Genomic DNA, 16261 nt, shown 5'->3' on the forward strand with positions numbered 1-16261 from the left:
TTTTGGTTGTGTGTATCACACACGAGAATCCAACTTGTCCGACGCGCTCTGTCAGCGCGAAACAGACTTGTTATAGGATCAAGCCTTACGGGCAATTAGTATCAGTTAGCTGAACGCATTACTGCGCTTACACACCTGACCTATCAACGTCCTGGTCTCGAACGACCCTTCAAGGGGATCTAGTCCCCAGGGATATCTCATCTTAAGGCGAGTTTCCCGCTTAGATGCTTTCAGCGGTTATCTCTTCCGAACATAGCTACCCGGCGATGCCACTGGCGTGACAACCGGTACACCAGAGGTTCGTCCACTCCGGTCCTCTCGTACTAGGAGCAGCCCCCTTCAAATATCCAACGCCCACGGCAGATAGGGACCAAACTGTCTCACGACGTTTTAAACCCAGCTCACGTACCTCTTTAAATGGCGAACAGCCATACCCTTGGGACCGGCTACAGCCCCAGGATGAGATGAGCCGACATCGAGGTGCCAAACACCGCCGTCGATATGAACTCTTGGGCGGTATCAGCCTGTTATCCCCAGAGTACCTTTTATCCGTTGAGCGATGGCCCTTCCATACAGAACCACCGGATCACTATGACCTGCTTTCGCACCTGCTCGACTTGTCGGTCTCGCAGTTAAGCACGCTTATGCCATTGCACTATCAGCACGATTTCCGACCGTACCTAGCGTACCTTCGTACTCCTCCGTTACGCTTTGGGAGGAGACCGCCCCAGTCAAACTGCCTACCATGCACTGTCCCCGACCCGGATCACGGGCCAAGGTTAGAACCTCAAACAAACCAGGGTGGTATTTCAAGGACGGCTCCACCGAAACTAGCGTTCCGGTTTCATAGCCTCCCACCTATCCTACACAGATCGGTTCAAAGTCCAATGCAAAGCTACAGTAAAGGTTCATGGGGTCTTTCCGTCTAGCCGCGGGTAGATTGCATCATCACAAACACTTCAACTTCGCTGAGTCTCGGGAGGAGACAGTGTGGCCATCGTTACGCCATTCGTGCAGGTCGGAACTTACCCGACAAGGAATTTCGCTACCTTAGGACCGTTATAGTTACGGCCGCCGTTTACCGGGACTTCAATCAAGAGCTTGCACCCCATCATTTAATCTTCCGGCACCGGGCAGGCGTCACACCCTATACGTCCACTTTCGTGTTTGCAGAGTGCTGTGTTTTTATTAAACAGTCGCAGCCACCAGTTTATTGCAACCCCTTCACCCTCTGCGCGCAGGCGCATCAAGCTACAAGGGCGTACCTTATCCCGAAGTTACGGTACCAATTTGCCGAGTTCCTTCTCCCGAGTTCTCTCAAGCGCCTTAGAATACTCATCTCGCCCACCTGTGTCGGTTTGCGGTACGGTCATCGTTAGACTGAAGCTTAGAGGCTTTTCTTGGAACCACTTCCAATTGCTTCGCTCCCTAAGGAGCTCGCGCCACACCCTTGAATTACGCACCCGGATTTGCCTAAGTGCCTTCTCCAATGCAGCGACCGGGACTTCCAACACCCGGACAACCTTCCGCGATCCGTCCCCCCATCGCATCTAACAATGGTGCAGGAATATTGACCTGCTTCCCATCAGCTACGCATTTCTGCCTCGCCTTAGGGGCCGACTCACCCTACGCCGATGAACGTTGCGTAGGAAACCTTGGGCTTACGGCGAGGGGGCCTTTCACCCCCTTTATCGCTACTCATGTCAGCATTCGCACTTCCGATACCTCCAGCACGCTTTTCAACGCACCTTCGCAGGCTTACGGAACGCTCTCCTACCATGCGTGCAAAGCACGCATCCGCAGCTTCGGTATATAGCTTAGCCCCGTTACATCTTCCGCGCAGGACGACTCGATCAGTGAGCTATTACGCTTTCTTTAAAGGGTGGCTGCTTCTAAGCCAACCTCCTGACTGTTTTAGCCTTCCCACTTCGTTTCCCACTTAGCTATATTTGGGGACCTTAGCTGGCGGTCTGGGTTGTTTCCCTCTTGACACCGGACGTTAGCACCCGATGTCTGTCTCCCGTGATTGCACTCTTCGGTATTCGGAGTTTGCTATGGCGGGGTAATCTGCAATAGACCCCCCAACCATGACAGTGCTCTACCCCCGAAGGTGAGACACGAGGCACTACCTAAATAGTTTTCGGAGAGAACCAGCTATTTCCAAGTTTGTTTAGCCTTTCACCCCTATCCACAGCTCATCCCCTAACTTTTCAACGTTAGTGGGTTCGGACCTCCAGTACGTGTTACCGCACCTTCATCCTGGCCATGGATAGATCACTTGGTTTCGGGTCTACGCCCAGCAACTGAACGCCCTATTCGGACTCGCTTTCGCTACGCCTGCCCTATACGGTTAAGCTTGCTACTGAACGTAAGTCGCTGACCCATTATACAAAAGGTACGCCGTCACCCCTTACGAGGCTCCGACTGTTTGTATGCATGCGGTTTCAGGATCTATTTCACTCCCCTCCCGGGGTTCTTTTCGCCTTTCCCTCACGGTACTGGTTCACTATCGGTCGATCACGAGTATTTAGCCTTGGAGGATGGTCCCCCCATCTTCAGACAGGATTTCACGTGTCCCGCCCTACTTGTCGTACACTTAGTTCTTTCATACTGTTTTCGCCTACGGGGCTATCACCTGCTATGGCCGCACTTTCCAGAGCGTTCGGCTAACAATACAAATAAAGAGTACAAGGCTCATCCCATTTCGCTCGCCACTACTTTGGGAATCTCGGTTGATTTCTTTTCCTGCGGTTACTTAGATGTTTCAGTTCACCGCGTTCGCTTCGCATGGCCTATGTATTCAGCCATGGATACTCCAAAAGGAGTGGGTTTCCCCATTCGGACATCTACGGATCAAAGCTCGTTTGCCAGCTCCCCGTAGCTTTTCGCAGGCTACCGCGTCCTTCATCGCCTGTGATCGCCAAGGCATCCACCACATGCACTTGTTCGCTTGACCCTATAACGAGTCTGTCTCATCGACAGTCGCTACAGATTGAGTTCTCGCGTTGTGCCGTATTCCAATTGAGTCAAACATAGAGTTCGAATCATCTTGAGATACATCGATACAATCACAACCCGGATAGCTTTCACGTCCATCTCAAGACGCTTCCGCTATCCAAATTACTTACTTCTTCCAGATTGTTAAAGAACGACAGCCGATATGGTGTTACTCATATCACTCTGACTGGCTCAATCGCCAATGACAAAAATTCGACGACGTCGAACACTTGTCATTGAGGATTGGTGGAGGCAGACGGGATCGAACCGACGACCCCCTGCTTGCAAAGCAGGTGCTCTCCCAGCTGAGCTATGCCCCCATGTACAGATGACCTCAGGTTTCAGCCTAGCGGTAGAGGTACTCGTAAGCGCTGAAGCGCTAACGATCACCGACACGTCAGACAATGGTGGGTCTGGTTGGATTCGAACCAACGACCCCCGCCTTATCAAGACGGTGCTCTAACCGACTGAGCTACAGACCCCTGAGTCTGTCTTTAATTTACAGCCGATAAGCGTGAGCGCTCAACTTTGCGAGAAGCTCTGGAAAGGAGGTGATCCAGCCGCACCTTCCGATACGGCTACCTTGTTACGACTTCACCCCAGTCATGAATCCTACCGTGGTGACCGTCCTCCTTGCGGTTAGACTAGCCACTTCTGGTAAAACCCACTCCCATGGTGTGACGGGCGGTGTGTACAAGACCCGGGAACGTATTCACCGCGGCATGCTGATCCGCGATTACTAGCGATTCCAGCTTCATGCACTCGAGTTGCAGAGTGCAATCCGGACTACGATCGGTTTTCTGGGATTAGCTCCCCCTCGCGGGTTGGCAACCCTCTGTTCCGACCATTGTATGACGTGTGAAGCCCTACCCATAAGGGCCATGAGGACTTGACGTCATCCCCACCTTCCTCCGGTTTGTCACCGGCAGTCTCCTTAGAGTGCTCTTGCGTAGCAACTAAGGACAAGGGTTGCGCTCGTTGCGGGACTTAACCCAACATCTCACGACACGAGCTGACGACAGCCATGCAGCACCTGTGCGCCGGTTCTCTTTCGAGCACTCCCACCTCTCAGCAGGATTCCGACCATGTCAAGGGTAGGTAAGGTTTTTCGCGTTGCATCGAATTAATCCACATCATCCACCGCTTGTGCGGGTCCCCGTCAATTCCTTTGAGTTTTAATCTTGCGACCGTACTCCCCAGGCGGTCAACTTCACGCGTTAGCTACGTTACTAAGGAAATGAATCCCCAACAACTAGTTGACATCGTTTAGGGCGTGGACTACCAGGGTATCTAATCCTGTTTGCTCCCCACGCTTTCGTGCATGAGCGTCAGTATTGGCCCAGGGGGCTGCCTTCGCCATCGGTATTCCTCCACATCTCTACGCATTTCACTGCTACACGTGGAATTCTACCCCCCTCTGCCATACTCTAGCCTGCCAGTCACCAATGCAGTTCCCAGGTTGAGCCCGGGGATTTCACATCGGTCTTAGCAAACCGCCTGCGCACGCTTTACGCCCAGTAATTCCGATTAACGCTCGCACCCTACGTATTACCGCGGCTGCTGGCACGTAGTTAGCCGGTGCTTATTCTTCCGGTACCGTCATCCCCCGGCTATATTAGAACCAAGGATTTCTTTCCGGACAAAAGTGCTTTACAACCCGAAGGCCTTCTTCACACACGCGGCATTGCTGGATCAGGCTTTCGCCCATTGTCCAAAATTCCCCACTGCTGCCTCCCGTAGGAGTCTGGGCCGTGTCTCAGTCCCAGTGTGGCTGGTCGTCCTCTCAGACCAGCTACTGATCGTCGCCTTGGTAGGCCTTTACCCCACCAACTAGCTAATCAGCCATCGGCCAACCCTATAGCGCGAGGCCCGAAGGTCCCCCGCTTTCATCCGTAGATCGTATGCGGTATTAATCCGGCTTTCGCCGGGCTATCCCCCACTACAGGACATGTTCCGATGTATTACTCACCCGTTCGCCACTCGCCACCAGGTGCAAGCACCCGTGCTGCCGTTCGACTTGCATGTGTAAGGCATGCCGCCAGCGTTCAATCTGAGCCAGGATCAAACTCTTCAGTTTAAACCTGTTACTGTTTTCGGTTCGGTTAAGAACCGGTCGCTCACTCAAAGCTGACAGGAATATGAATCACTTCATAAACCTGACTTACTTTAGTGTGAGACTCTTGATACTTTCGCTATCTGATCCGAGGATCAGCTCGCTTCCATCAAGCGCCCACACTTATCGGCTGTTAATTTTTAAAGAGCATTTCTGCGAGAAACCTTCTGTTTCTCAGCAGCGCTGCGTTTTCAGCAGCAGAGAAGCGAGATTATGAACCGTCTTTCTTCGCTCGTCAACAACTTTTTGAACTGCTTCGTTGCGACGGCGAGGGGTTCAACTTCGTGTGCGCCGGGGCTTCTACAACCTTCCCCGTCAGCACCGCTTCCCTTCCCTCCCGCGCCGTGTTTCCGTTAGCGCGAAAGAGGCGTGATTGTAGGCATCCGCCCCTGCCGACGCAACCCCTTTTGTGAAAATATTTTGAAAAAGCCGCCCGCGCAGCCTCCAGGGCGCGGGCCCTTCTTTCCTCTTATATACGGAGGCCGACAGCATCCCGTATGCACCCCGCGCCAGTCACCATGCCGCGGAACAAACAAAGGGGTACGCGCGGTCGAGTATCATCCCGCGATCGAACAACGCACTCATACCGACGATGGACAGCACCACTCAATCCGGCGACGCCGATCTTCGCGACGAATATGCCGCGCTTCGCGAGCGCGCCGTCATGCTGGAAGAACAGGCCCCGCCGCTCCTGCAACGCATCTCGGATGTGCTGCCGCGCATCAGCGGCGAGTCCGAACTGGCGGACGAGCATCGCGAACGGCTCGTCGGCGCACGCAACGCCGCGATGGTCTCGATCGAAAACTATCAGCAGGCGATTCCGTTCCTGCAGACGGCCGACTCGATCATCGAGCAGCTCGACAAGACGCCCGAGCGCGACGAGGACATCGAGTGGCGCGAATCGCTGCTGCAGCGGCTCGACGAACTGATCGACGTCGCGGTCGTGATGATCGACGATGCGCAAGCCTATTTCGAGCAAGCGGACGCCTGCGATCTCTCCAGCGTGCCGAAGTCCATTCTCGAAGACTGAGCAGCACGGCCGGTATGCGCACCGCGCATCGACTGAACATGATGTTGCGCATGCCGATCGGCTGTCACTGCTCGACACCTTGACGTCGACGATCAGATACGTCCCGCAAAAGCTCACCTTGCCGTCACGGATTCACGGGTACCCGCCAACCGCGACCCGTGAGTGACTAGCGCGTATCGAGCACGATCGTCTCGCTGACGATCGGCACACGGATGTACCCGCCCACCGCATCGCCATACGCGTGCGCATTTCCGTCGATCACATACTGCGCGGTCAATGCACACAGCGTGGCGTCGCGCGCGTCGACCGAGCGCAGTGTCGACACGTCGATTCCGACTTGCGCGAGCAATTGCCGGCGCTGGTTGCGTTTCTGCTTCGCCGATGCAATCGCCTTGCCGAGCATCGCGCAGGTAATCGCGTACGGATAGGTCTCGAAGCTCACGCGTCCGCCGGCATACCGTGCGTCGGTGAGCAGCGGATAGGCCTGCGCCAGCGCGCGGTACACGCGCTCGCCCATGAACATCCAGTCGAAGAAGCCCGACGCACTGGTCACGGCCTGTTCGCGCGACGGCGTCGGAAAGCACGAGATCCGCTCACGCGCGAGCGCCTGCTCGGCCGCGCGGCGCCCGCTTCCCGTCCACCACAGGCTCGGCGCATCGACGCCGACGGCCACCACGCCATGCTCGATGCACAGCGCGGGCAGCGCTTCGGGCGCGATCCGAGCCTCGCGGCAGACGATCGTCGAGCCGCGCAGGATCACGAGATCGCATTGCTTCTTGTCGCCGCCGACGTCGACGCCCGCCACCGCAGGCGGTGACCACGCGACGGATCGGGATCGGGCCGCCCGCATGGCCGCGCGTCAGTCCGCCGGCCGCGCGTCGTACGCGGCATCGAAGATCCCTTCCAGGCCGGGATGCACGCCGCGCATCCGGTCGACGACCGACTTCGCCCAGTCGAAGTACGCCTGCTTGCGCTCGAGCGGCCAGTCCGCGGGCGGATGCCGCGTGATGTCGCGCAGGTTGCAGATCTTGTCGGCCAGCTTCACGAGTTTCGCGCGCCGGCTGATGCTCGCCGCGTGCTCGACCTGAAGGCGCTTGCGCTCTTCCTTCGGCAACGACTTATCGTCGGTGACTTCCATCACGATGTCCGCGACGTCCTTGCCGAACAGCCGCAGCAGTTCCTGCTCGGTTGTCTCCGTATCCTCGATCGTGTCGTGCAACACGGCCGCGACGATCACGCGCTCGTCCTCGATGCCGGCTTCGTTGGCCAGCACATCGGCCAGCGCGATCGGATGGTTGATGTACGGCGATGCCTCGTCGTCCTTGCGCCGCTGATTGCGATGCTTGTCCGCCGCGAATGCGATGGCAGCTACCAGCTTGTTCATATTGACCCCTCGTGTGGCCGGACTACGGCCGGCAGAACCGGTCGCGTCCGTTTCGGAACCGCACATACTACCTGTACGCGACGATCATTCCCATGTATCGGGAACATCGGGGCGCCCGGCGTCATGCGCCGGCTACCTCACGCTGCAGCCCGACCACGTTGACCTGCGCGCCGAATACGTCCCGCACGAGCGGCAGCAGGTGATCGTGGTGTGTCAGGAACAGCACCTGGGTCCGCGTCGACAGATCGCGCAGCGCCTCGAGCCCCGCCTTCGCACGCGCATCGTCGAAGTTGATGAACAGATCGTCGGCAACGAACGGCAGCGCGGTCCGGCTGGCGAGTTGCAGTTCGAGCGCCGCGATCCGCAGCGCGAGGAACAGCTGGTCGCGCGTGCCTTCGCTCAGGCCGGCGACCTCGACCGACGTGCCCTTGGTGCGCCGCGCGTACAGCGCGGGCGGCGTCCGTTCAGTGTCGACGGTCAACCGCGCGAATTCGCCGAGCGTAAGCCCCGCGAAAATCTCGCCCGCCCGGCGCAGCATCGGCCCCTGCTTCTGGTCGCGATAGCGATCGGTCGCCCACTTCAGCAGACGGCTCGCGGTCGCCGCTTCCAGATACTGTTCGGCCGCGTCGCCCATCGCGGCCAGCGCTTCCTGCCGCTTCGCCTCGGCCACGGCCGCGCTCGCCTGGCCGTCAATCGCGCCGAATGCCTGCTGGACGACGACCTGTTGCTGGGCGAGCGCGTTCAGGCGCTGGCCGACGTCGCCGAGCGCCTGCTTCACTGCTTCGAGATGCGCGGGCACGTCGGCGATGTCCTGTTCCGCGACCTCGGCCTCGACGGCCGCCTGGGACAACCCGTCGCCATCGCGCACCAGCGCCTCCTTCGCGGCATCGACAGCCTGCCGAAGCTGGCGCTGTCGATCCGATCGCTCGGCCAGCGGCAGCGCCGCGTCGATCGACGCGACGCCAGCCAGTTGCAGCAACGGCTGAATGCGCGCATCCGCACCCGCCACCGCGGCGGCCGCATCGGCGAGCTTGCCGTCGGCCTGCCGCACCGCCTCGTCGGCACGATCGATCGCGCGCGCGGTTTCCCGTGCGGCCGCCACGCGCATCGTCAACCGGCGCGCAACGTCCAGCCAGTCGCCACTCGCCAGCCATGCGGGCTCGAGCGCTTCAGCCAGCCGCCGTGCGCCGGCCTCGAGCGCAGCCAGCTCCGCGCGGATCGCGGCCATCCGGTTGCGCGGCGCATCGGCGCCGGCCAGTTCGGCCGTCACCGCATTCGCGAGCCCGAGCGCCCCTTCCGCCGCAGCCAGCGTCACCGCATTCGCTGACAGCTTCGCGTCGGCGAGCGCATCGCGCCATTGTGCTTGCCACGCATCGTAGGCCGCCTGGGCCTGGCCGGCGCGTGAACGGGCCGTCGCGCATCCGCGTTCGGCTTCGCGCGCGCGGTCCTCCAGGCTGTCCTTCTGCGCGAGGGTCTTCTCGGCCGATTGCACGAACGTCTCGGCGATCGCGATGAGCGCCGCCAGCCCGTCAGCATCGCTGCCGCGCGATACCACACGGAGCGCCGTACGCAACGCAGCTTCCGCGCCGGCCCGCGCTTCGCGGATCGTCTCGAAGTCACGGCGCTGGCGATCAAGCTCGAGTTGCGCGGCAAACACCGTGTCGCGCTTCGCGAGCCAGTCGCCCATCGCCGCCAGCGGCATGCCGGGCACGCCGGCCGTCGTCGCGAGGTCGGACCATGCGTCGCGATGCGCGGCCAGCTCGCGCTCACGCTCGTCGACTGCCGCCTGTCGGCGCGTCAATACGGCGCGGGCGGACTCGACCTGCTGACGCAGCGATTGCAATGTCGCCGCCGCTTGCGTGGCGCCGAGCTGCGCGTCGACGAGTTCGTCGGCGAGGCGAATCGCATCGTCGACGGCCGGCGCACCCGTTGCGAGATCGACCGCGCCGCTGCGGATGTCGCCCCACGCACCGTCGCGGCGTGCGCGCGCCGCCTGTACCTCGGCGGTCGTGACGACCTTGTGGGTCTCGGCGAAATGCTTCTCCTGCAGTTCGAGCCGCTCGAGTTCCTCCTGCGCGCTGTCGCGCGCGTCGCGTGCGGCCGCCGCCGCGCTCGCGCGCTCGCTTGCTTCGTTGAGCAGCGCGCCGAGCCGCGCCGCCGACGGCACATCGAGCACCCGCAGCGCGTCGACCGGCTTGCGCCACTGGCCCAGCGCATCGAGCGCATCGGCGAGCGCGCGCTCCGCGGCGGCGATGTCGCGTTCGAGCGCCTGTTCGCGCTGGCCGCTGCTGCGAAAGCCCTGCGCGTCGGCAAGCGCCGCTCGAAGCACTTCCGGCACATCGACCGTGGCCAGGCGCGCCAGTTGTTCCTGCGCCTGCGCGAGTTCCTGCGTGCGCTCGTCGAGCGATTCGCGCGCGCCGGCCAGCGCCTGATGCAGCGCGCCGTGATCGCGCAACAGATTCGCGACCGTCTTCAGCGACAGCGCGCTCGGCAGTGCCGCGCGCAGCGACGCCTCGTCGGTCGGCCAGCCGAGCTGAGCCGCGGCGGAACCGGCGGCGGACAGATGCCGCTCGACGTCCGCGCCGAGCAACAGCAAATCCTGTGCGTGATTCATGCATGCGCCGCGCAACCGGTCGAGTGCTTCGATGTCGCCTTCGAGCGCCAGCGCGTCGGCATCCGGATCGATCGCATCGCGCGCCTGCCGTTTCGCGAGCAGGTCCGCACGGCGCTCCTCGAGCACCTTCTGTTCGGCCGCGAGATCGCCTTGCGCTTTCAGCAGGTCTGCGTACGCGGTCGGCGGCAATTCGACGACGGCGCCCAGTTCGGCAAGCGCCGCTTCCTTGATCGTCAATTCCTTCAGGTACGGCGCCAGCCGCCGCACGCGCTCGAGCTTCGAGCGCAGCGCTTCAAGGCGGCGCTGCTCCGTGCGCGCCTGCTCGATCTCCTGCTCGACCGCATCGCGCGCCTCCTTGCGATCGACCCAGTCGCGCGTGCGCACCTGGACCGCCTTCAGTTCGCCGACCGCCTCGTTGAACGACGTCTCCGCCTGCGCGAATGCGCTGCCGCTGCGCCGCGGCGCCCACAGCTCGCCCGCGCGCGCGTCGAGTTCCTCGCGCACGGGCCCGAGCGTGCCGACGCCCGCCGCCGATTCGAACAGCACCTGGCCGAGTTTGTCGGACGCGTCGAGTATGCTGCGGCCACCGTCGACGAGCCGACCGTGGTCAAGCCCGAACATCTGCTCGAAGAATTCGCGCGTCGCGCCGTCGAGGATGGCGTTCAGATAGTCGTCCGGCAGCTTGTCGTCGGCGGGGGTGCGCAGCGGGCTGCGCCCGCGGGCGCGATGAAACGCGAGCGCGCCGGTGCCGCTCTCCAGCACGCCGCCGATCCGCAGTTCGGGCGTCGCATGCAGGAAGTCGAGCGGCGTCTGCAGCTTCATCCCGAACAGCAGTTCCGACACGGCCGTCCGGATCGTCGACTTGCCGGCCTCGTTCGGCCCCACGATCACGTGGAAATCCTGGCCGGCCGACGGAAAGCGCAGCGTTTCGTCGGTGAACTTGCCGTACTTGATCAGATCGAGCTGGCTGATGCGCATCGCTTATTCCCCCCTCGCCAGCCGCGCGAGCAACGCGGGGCCCACCTGCTCGACCAGCGCCGTGAGTTCGCCTCCGCGCGCCAGCGTCAGCAGCGGCACTTCCTCCTTCACGTCGCTGCGCACCTTGCCGATGAACGGCTTCAGGTCGCGCTCGAGCAGCGCGAGGAAATCCGGATCGTGCGCGGCATCGGCCAGGATCTGCTTGAGATCCTCCAGCGCCTCGAGTTGCTCGCTCTCGCCTTGCGGCTGCTCGGGCGCGGACGTCGCGAGCCGGACCTTCTCCAGCCACAGCCGTTCGTTGCCGATGATGCCGATCTGGTTCAGCACCTCCGCGCGCAGTTGCGGCGCACGCCCGAAAAAGAGGCCGTGCGCGGGCGTACGCCCCGTGACCGTCACGCGCACCGCGCGCGGCACGTGGCCATCGACGTTCAGCAGCGCCTCCAGCGACTGGCCGATCTTTCTCGACAGGTCGGCGACCGTGAAGCAATCGGACGCGTCGACCGACACGGCTTCCCAGCGCAACACGTCGAGGTACAGACGTTCGAGGTGCGTGCGCCCCTGCTCGATCGTCACGAGCACCGCGCCGCGGCGGCCCGTCTCGCGGATATGGCGGCCCTGCAGGTTGCCGGGAAACACGACGTTCGACGGCCCCGACCAGTGCTGGAACTCATGCACGTGGCCGAGCGCCCAGTAGTCGTAGCCTTTCGCGTGCAGCTCGGCCAGCGTGCACGGCGCATAGTTCGCATGCGCCGCATAGCCTTCGAGCGCGGTGTGCAGCACGCCGATGTTGTAGTGACCCGGCACCGGGTCCGGATAGCCGATCGCGAGATTGTCGACGACGGCCTTGTCCTTGAAGCTCTGCCCGTGCAGCGCCACGTCGAATTCCGGCAGCCGGTGGGTTTCCGGCTTGCGGTGGCCGAACACGGTGACGTTGTCGGGCAACGTGAGCTTCTTCGTCATCTCGCTTTCGGCATCGTGATTGCCGCCGAGCACGAATGCGCGAATGCCCGCCTTGCGCAGGCGGCCCATTTGCTGGCCGAAGAAAATGCCGGTGTTGTGGTCCTTCCAGTCGCCGTCGTACAGGTCGCCGGCGATCACGAGGAACGCAACCTCCTCTTCGATCGCACGATCCACGAGTTGCCGCAGCGCCTCGCGCGACGCGTTGCGCAACTGCGCGGCCGGCGCGTCGGGATACGCGCTCAGGCCGTGCAACGGACTGTCAAGGTGAATGTCTGCCGCGTGGATGAACTTCACGAAGATTCCTCTGTTTCATGACGAAGGGGCGATGTCGACCGGCATCGTGCGCGATTCGAACGCCGGGCACGGCCGCCCGTCGCCAGCGGGTCGGGATGGTACCTGAAAGCGGGTGCCGGCCCGGCACGCCGACGACGGAGATGTTCATCGCGCCGCGTCACTCGCCGCACGGGCACACGGGCGGCAGTGCAAAGCTATTGTCGTTGCCCGGGAACGGATTCGCGTGGCGACGCAGCGCGTCGTCGTCGCTTTCCTTCCGCGCGAACAATGCGATGCCGATCACACCGACGTTCGCCGTCTCGCCGTACTTCGAATTCGTGATGCCTCGGCATGTTACCCGACCACGCCGGGAGGGCCCGGCGAACGAGAGCCCCGCTATTTAAGCATGGCATGCAGGCAATGGGCAGAGCGTACACGGACCGCCGGTTCGGTCCGCGGCATACATTTCCGGTCACCATGCGCGGCGCATCAATAAAAAAAGCCCGGCCCGCATCGAAGCGGGCCGGGCCTGTGCGGGAAGCAGGTCGCTTACAGCGCGCCGCCTTGTGCCGACGCGGAACCCTTCACGCCGACCGATGCGCCGCCCTGCACCGAGTTCGCCGCGCCGTCGAGCGCTTCGCCGGCCTTTGCCTTCGCGCCGCCGGCGACATCGCCTGCCGTCGACACCGCGCCTTGCGCATGGCTCTTCGCCGAGCTCGCGACGTGCTTCACGTGCGACTTCGTCGCGTGCGTGGCCGATACCGCCGCGTCCTTCGCCGAACCGGCGGCCGAGCCGACTGCCTGCGTCGCGCCACCGACCGTGTTGCCGGCCGCCGAGCCAACGCTACCGACCGTCTTGCCCACGCCGTTCAGCGCACCGCCGACGACGTTGCCTGCGCCCGCACCCGAGCCCGCGGCATTGGCGCCCGCGCCAGCCTGCACGCCCACGCCGCCGCCGAGCAGCGGCGTCTGGACTTGTGCGCCGACGCCGGCGGAACCCTCAGCGCCCGTCTGGGCCGTTTGTGCGAAAGCCGCCGATGCGATTGCCGTCAGCGCGGCGCCAAGCAGAATCGTGCGAATCTTGTTCATGGTCATTCTCCCCAAAGACGTTGTTGCTGCGGGCCGCGTTCCGCGGCTGGTCGCATGCCTCACCGCGACGTGCGGCAGGTGGAGCTAATGTAGCGGCGCCGACGCCCAAAACCGTCGAATTGCGGGGACTGTTACTTCAGTTGCAAATGCTGACGATTGACTCACATTGTTTGACAAACATCGAAATCGGCCCGTGACTGGCGCCGTCCGGTGGCATGCATCGGCGCGCCGGGCACAACGCGCGGCTAGCAGGGAAAGCGGCCATTCCTGTAGGCATCCCAAAGAATCTCGGTCGGCCAGCCGTCGGTGCGGCCCGACGAACGGCTTCGCGCGATCAGCTCGATGTCGTCGGATACGCACGCCGCGATGTCGGCATTCCCCGATGCGCGGAACGCCAGCCTGAACGCCTTTTCCCTGAGCGCATCCACCGCCCGCTTGTCGAGCGGGGCGCCCGGTTCACCGTCGACTTCGTCGAACGCCGTCATCCAGCGCGCGTCGAACGGCTCCGCGTCGCGGCTGGCCAGCGCGCGATCGCAATCGAGGTCGCCGAGGAAATCGAAAAAACCCGGGGCCGACAGGACGGCGTCCATTTCAAGCAGATGCGCGTTCGTCACGGCGGCCCCTTGCCACGATGCGTGGTCGTTCTGTTGATCGATCGTTGCCGCCATGCGCCGCGTTCACGTTCGGCATCGGCGACGCGCGGCCCCGTATCCACCGCGACCGGCAGACGGGAGCCGCACGCCATGCTCCGCTACCGCCGGCTTACGGCTTGAACGTGTCGCCGAGCACGACGCCTTCGCGACGCGGATCGGTACCGCCCTGCAGCGCGGGCGACTGTCCGACCGTCACGCGCATCACGGTGTTGACGCCGCTCGCCTGCGCGGAGGTCGATACCTTGTGCCCGAGCGCGACGAGGCCCGCGATCAGCGGATCGTTCGCGCCGTTGTTCGTCGCATTGATGTTCGGATGCTCGCCGCCGATGTTGGTCGTCGGGCTGTTGCTCGCGCCGAAGTCGACGAGGCCCGCGGACTGCTGCGCATCGAGCCCCCAGTCGAGCGCGCCGACGAGCGTCTTCACCACGTATTGCGGGATCGTACCGCCGCCCGGCGAACCGGTAGCCATCACGAAATCGCCGCGCGAGCCGTCCGCGGCCGTGCCGAACACGATCGTCGGCGCCATCGAGCTGCGCGGCCGCTTGCCCGGCTGCACGCGGTTCGCCACCGGATTGCCCGCACTGTCGAGCGGGTTCGCCGAGAAATCGGTCAGCTGGTTGTTCAGCAGGAAGCCGTTGGTCATGTGGAACGAGCCCATACTCGACTCGACGGTCGTCGTCGCGCTCAGCACGCTGCCGTCCGCGTCGACGATCGTGAAATGGTTCGTGCCGTGTTCGATCAGCGTCGCGTCGACGCCCAGCGGCACTGCGCCGAAATTGCCGGGCTGCGCGGTGCCCATGCTGTGGTTCGTGTCGATCAATGCGGCACGCGACTTCAGGTACGGTTTGTTCAGCAGCGTGTCCCACGTGCCGCCCGGCAGCGGCACGAAATCGGTATCGGCCACGTACTTGTCGCGATCGGCATACGCGAGCCGCTCGGCTTCGGTGATCAGGTGCACGCCGGCGACGGTCGGCTTGCCGCCTTCGAGATCGATCGCCGTCGGCTTCAGCGACTTGAGGTCGAAGTTCTCGAGAATGCCGAGCGCCGACGCGACCGCGATACCGCCCGACGACGGCGGCGGCATCCCGCATACCCAGTAGCTGCGATAGGTCGTGCACACGGGGTCGCGACGCTTCGCCTGGTACGCGGCCAGATCGGCGACGGTCGTCTTGCCGGGCGTGATCGTGGAGCCGTCGGCGCCCTGCGTCGTCGCGATCTTCGCGACGATGTCCTGCGCGATCTGCCCCGTGTACAGCGCGTTCGCGCCGGACTGCGCCATCAGCGTCAGCGTGTGCGCGTAAGCCGGGTTCTTCAGCACGGTGCCGAGCGTTTTCGGCGTGCCGTCCGCCTTCAGGAAATACGCGGCGGCCTCGGGATCGCGCTTCAGGTTCGCGGCGTTCAACGCGATCGCATCGGCCAGCCGGCCGCCGATCGGGAAGCCGTTGTTCGCGAGCGTGATCGCGTCGCCGAACAGCCCCTGCCACGGCAGCTTGCCGTGATCCTGTTGCAACGCCTCGATGAGCCTCGGTACGCCGATCGTGCCGATCGAACGGCCGCTTGCACGCGCGTTCGGTTGCGGCGCCGACCGGTCGTTCTGGTCGTCGACATAGCGCAGGTAGTTCTCGGTAGCCGCCGCCGGCGCCGTTTCCCGTCCGTCGTACGCCTGCAGCGTCTTGCTGCGCGCATCGTAGTAGAGCAGCACGCCGCCCGAGCCGAGGCCGGTCGCCTCGGGCACCGTCAGGCCGAGCACGGCCTGCACGGCGACCGCCGCATCGGCGGCCGTGCCGCCGCGCTTGAGCACCGCGCAACCGGCCGCGCTTGCATACGCGTTCGAGGTGGCCACGAGGTACCGCTTCGCGTAGACCGGCTTCATGCCGGTGCGGTAGCCGGACGAGGCTTCCGGCAGCGACGGATCGCCGGGCTGGTTCGAGCCCACGACGACCGTCGAGCCGCTGCTGTCGATCGCGAGGCAGCTCGTGTCGGGCGCGGGCGGCGACGTGGCGCCCGCGTTGCTTTCGATTTCGTCACTGCCGCACGCCGTCATCAGGGCGGCGGCGACCAGTGCGGACACGTACGGGAAAAGCGCGGTTCTGTTCATGGTCTCTCGGGATTCTCGTAGGTCGTTGCGCGTTCGTCACACTGACGGCGCCGCCCCTCGGCGGGCGGACAA

8 protein-coding genes, 2 tRNA genes and 2 rRNA genes are annotated in these 16261 nt (G+C 63.0%); 1 reads left to right on the forward strand and 11 read right to left on the reverse strand.

The window, feature by feature from the left end:
- Nucleotides 1-74: 74 nt before the first annotated feature.
- From ACP26O_RS31205 to ACP26O_RS31220, 4 genes are all read right to left on the reverse strand, one after another.
- Nucleotides 75-2956: ribosomal RNA gene (locus ACP26O_RS31205) — 23S ribosomal RNA — on the reverse strand.
- Between the two features lie 285 nt (nucleotides 2957-3241).
- Nucleotides 3242-3317, reverse strand: a tRNA-Ala gene (locus tag ACP26O_RS31210).
- An 85-nt stretch (nucleotides 3318-3402) separates the two neighbouring features.
- A tRNA-Ile gene (locus ACP26O_RS31215) sits at nucleotides 3403-3479 on the reverse strand.
- Nucleotides 3480-3541: 62 nt separating this feature from the next.
- Nucleotides 3542-5074, reverse strand: a 16S ribosomal RNA gene (locus ACP26O_RS31220).
- The 16S and 23S rRNA genes sit together here with 2 tRNA genes alongside, the layout of an rRNA operon.
- Before the next feature lie 628 nt (nucleotides 5075-5702).
- On the opposite strand from ACP26O_RS31220, the gene ACP26O_RS31225 reads away from it, so the two are divergent.
- On the forward strand, nucleotides 5703-6140 hold the full coding sequence (locus ACP26O_RS31225) for a hypothetical protein (RefSeq protein WP_011660861.1): 438 nt from the start codon (nucleotides 5703-5705) through the stop codon (nucleotides 6138-6140).
- Nucleotides 6141-6306: 166 nt separating this feature from the next.
- Here the strand turns inward: ACP26O_RS31225 and ACP26O_RS31230 are convergent, their stop codons facing one another.
- The 7 genes from ACP26O_RS31230 to ACP26O_RS31260 form a co-directional block, all read right to left on the reverse strand.
- A complete protein-coding gene (locus ACP26O_RS31230; protein ID WP_175666416.1) occupies nucleotides 6307-6990 on the reverse strand; it encodes a DUF429 domain-containing protein in 684 nt (227 codons plus the stop codon).
- Between the two features lie 9 nt (nucleotides 6991-6999).
- Nucleotides 7000-7524, reverse strand: coding sequence for an HD domain-containing protein (locus tag ACP26O_RS31235; protein ID WP_011660863.1), 525 nt, complete (start codon nucleotides 7522-7524; stop codon nucleotides 7000-7002).
- A gap of 121 nt (nucleotides 7525-7645) precedes the next feature.
- Entirely contained in the window at nucleotides 7646-11116 is a 3471-nt protein-coding gene (locus ACP26O_RS31240; RefSeq protein ID WP_175666415.1) for a YhaN family protein, read from the reverse strand.
- Nucleotides 11117-11119: 3 nt separating this feature from the next.
- Complete coding sequence (locus ACP26O_RS31245) at nucleotides 11120-12370, reverse strand: metallophosphoesterase family protein (RefSeq protein ID WP_175666414.1); 1251 nt, start codon at nucleotides 12368-12370, stop codon at nucleotides 11120-11122.
- A 528-nt stretch (nucleotides 12371-12898) separates the two neighbouring features.
- Entirely contained in the window at nucleotides 12899-13438 is a 540-nt protein-coding gene (locus tag ACP26O_RS31250; RefSeq protein ID WP_426356438.1) for a hypothetical protein, read from the reverse strand.
- 245 nt (nucleotides 13439-13683) lie between these two features.
- On the reverse strand, nucleotides 13684-14106 hold the full coding sequence (locus ACP26O_RS31255; RefSeq protein ID WP_175666412.1) for a hypothetical protein: 423 nt from the start codon (nucleotides 14104-14106) through the stop codon (nucleotides 13684-13686).
- Nucleotides 14107-14200: 94 nt separating this feature from the next.
- Complete coding sequence (locus ACP26O_RS31260; protein ID WP_175666411.1) at nucleotides 14201-16189, reverse strand: gamma-glutamyltransferase family protein; 1989 nt, start codon at nucleotides 16187-16189, stop codon at nucleotides 14201-14203.
- Between the last annotated feature and the right edge of the window lie 72 nt (nucleotides 16190-16261).

This window comes from Burkholderia sp. R-40, assembly GCF_049942845.1.
GTDB lineage: Bacteria > Pseudomonadota > Gammaproteobacteria > Burkholderiales > Burkholderiaceae > Burkholderia > Burkholderia ambifaria.

Coding starts and splice junctions, on each gene's coding strand:
- ACP26O_RS31260 (WP_175666411.1), bottom strand. CDS start 16,189: ATGAACAGAACCGCGCTTTTCCCGTACGTGTCCGCACTGGTCGCCGCC.
- ACP26O_RS31235 (WP_011660863.1), bottom strand. CDS start 7,524: ATGAACAAGCTGGTAGCTGCCATCGCATTCGCGGCGGACAAGCATCGC.
- ACP26O_RS31225 (WP_011660861.1), top strand. CDS start 5,703: ATGGACAGCACCACTCAATCCGGCGACGCCGATCTTCGCGACGAATAT.
- ACP26O_RS31255 (WP_175666412.1), bottom strand. CDS start 14,106: ATGGCGGCAACGATCGATCAACAGAACGACCACGCATCGTGGCAAGGG.
- ACP26O_RS31230 (WP_175666416.1), bottom strand. CDS start 6,990: ATGCGGGCGGCCCGATCCCGATCCGTCGCGTGGTCACCGCCTGCGGTG.
- ACP26O_RS31240 (WP_175666415.1), bottom strand. CDS start 11,116: ATGCGCATCAGCCAGCTCGATCTGATCAAGTACGGCAAGTTCACCGAC.
- ACP26O_RS31250 (WP_426356438.1), bottom strand. CDS start 13,438: ATGAACAAGATTCGCACGATTCTGCTTGGCGCCGCGCTGACGGCAATC.